The organism is Peribacillus sp. FW305-BF15 (assembly GCF_058783805.1).
Genome location: NZ_JBYSYV010000068.1, coordinates 1 through 1,255, shown reverse-complemented (window position 1 = coordinate 1,255; position 1,255 = coordinate 1). Strand labels below are relative to the sequence as shown.

Annotated in this window: 2 protein-coding genes; both read right to left on the bottom strand. The window is 37.8% G+C overall.

What is annotated here, in order from left to right; genetic code table 11:
* The coding region (locus AC3WLU_RS26720) for an IS3 family transposase (protein ID WP_492598225.1) at positions 1 to 695 on the bottom strand (695 nt) is incomplete at its 3' end.
* Complete coding sequence (locus AC3WLU_RS26715; protein WP_061461612.1) at positions 692 to 1,120, bottom strand: HTH domain-containing protein; 429 nt, start codon at positions 1,118 to 1,120, stop codon at positions 692 to 694. The genes AC3WLU_RS26720 and AC3WLU_RS26715, both read right to left, overlap by 4 nt.
* Positions 1,121 to 1,255: the final 135 nt, after the last annotated feature.

Below are 1,255 nucleotides of genomic sequence, written 5' to 3'. Positions count from 1 at the left end.
ATGGATTGTTTCAGCCCTAGTTCTTTCACTCGGCGCTGGAACTCAGGGTGTGTATAATGAACGCCTTGGTCTGAATGAATGATCGCTTCAGGATGAATCAGATCATTTAGGGAATCAGAGAGCTTCTCCAATGTGTGATAGACAATCCCCATCTTGAGACTTCTAGATAAGTGAAAAGCGATGATTTCTCGTGTAACAGCATCTTTGACACAAGAAAGATAAGCTGGTTGTCCAGAACCATAATAAACGTAAGTAATATCTGTAAGGAAAACTTTCCTCGGTTCTCCTTGGTTAAAATTCCTGTTTAAGTGGTTTGGAACGGCCTTATGCTCATGAGTGGCTTTCGCTAATTTCTTATAAGGTTTCGCTTGACGAATTATGGCTTTAAGATTGAACTTATGCATAAGCCTTCGAATCTTTTTATGGTTCATCGTGACAAAATACTTATTCTCTAAAATCATTTTGATGGTGAGGGCACCTGCTTTTTTCTTCTTGGCCTCAAATACTTCCTTAATAAGTTCATAATCCTGCGAATCTTTCTTCTCGTGAGTCAATCGAATCCTTTCAGGATGTATCCAAGCATAATATCCACTACGACTGACTTCGGCCATTTCACAAAAATAACGGACCATATTAGTAAGATTATATTGGCGAATGATTTGTTCAATTAACGTGAATTTTTCACTCGTTGTCATTTTCTCTTCTTCGAAGCCTGCCTTTCGAGTTCGTCTAACTTTTTTAGAAATTCAAGTTCAGCCTCTAAATATTTAATACGAGCTTCAGCCTTTTTTAACTGATCTTCCTGCGAATACTCCTTGGATTTTGGTCTTCCTGGACTTCCTTTCCCACGTCGCTCTGTATAGAAGCCATCCTCGCCATATTGTTCAAACGTTTTTCTCCAACGTTTTAAGCAGCCTTTTGGTTTATCCGATCCAATCATCTCTAACTCAAAGCCATGTTCAATAAAGATTTGGGTAGGTGATTTACCAGCTTGATTCTCTTTAATAGCCTTTACCTTAAAGTCTGGATGATAAGCAATCGAACGATCTGAAACCTGTTTCACATGTGGATTATTCTCTAATTCCTTTATTTGAAATTCATTAAAATAAATCTTACTCATTTTGATTTCCTCCGCCCTATATCTGAAATGATTATAAACGGGGTTCTAGAAAAAGGACATAGAAAACCCCGAATAAGGGACTTTTTTTACTGTGTCCATTATTCGGGATATAGTTCAATTCATCAGGGGCCTTTT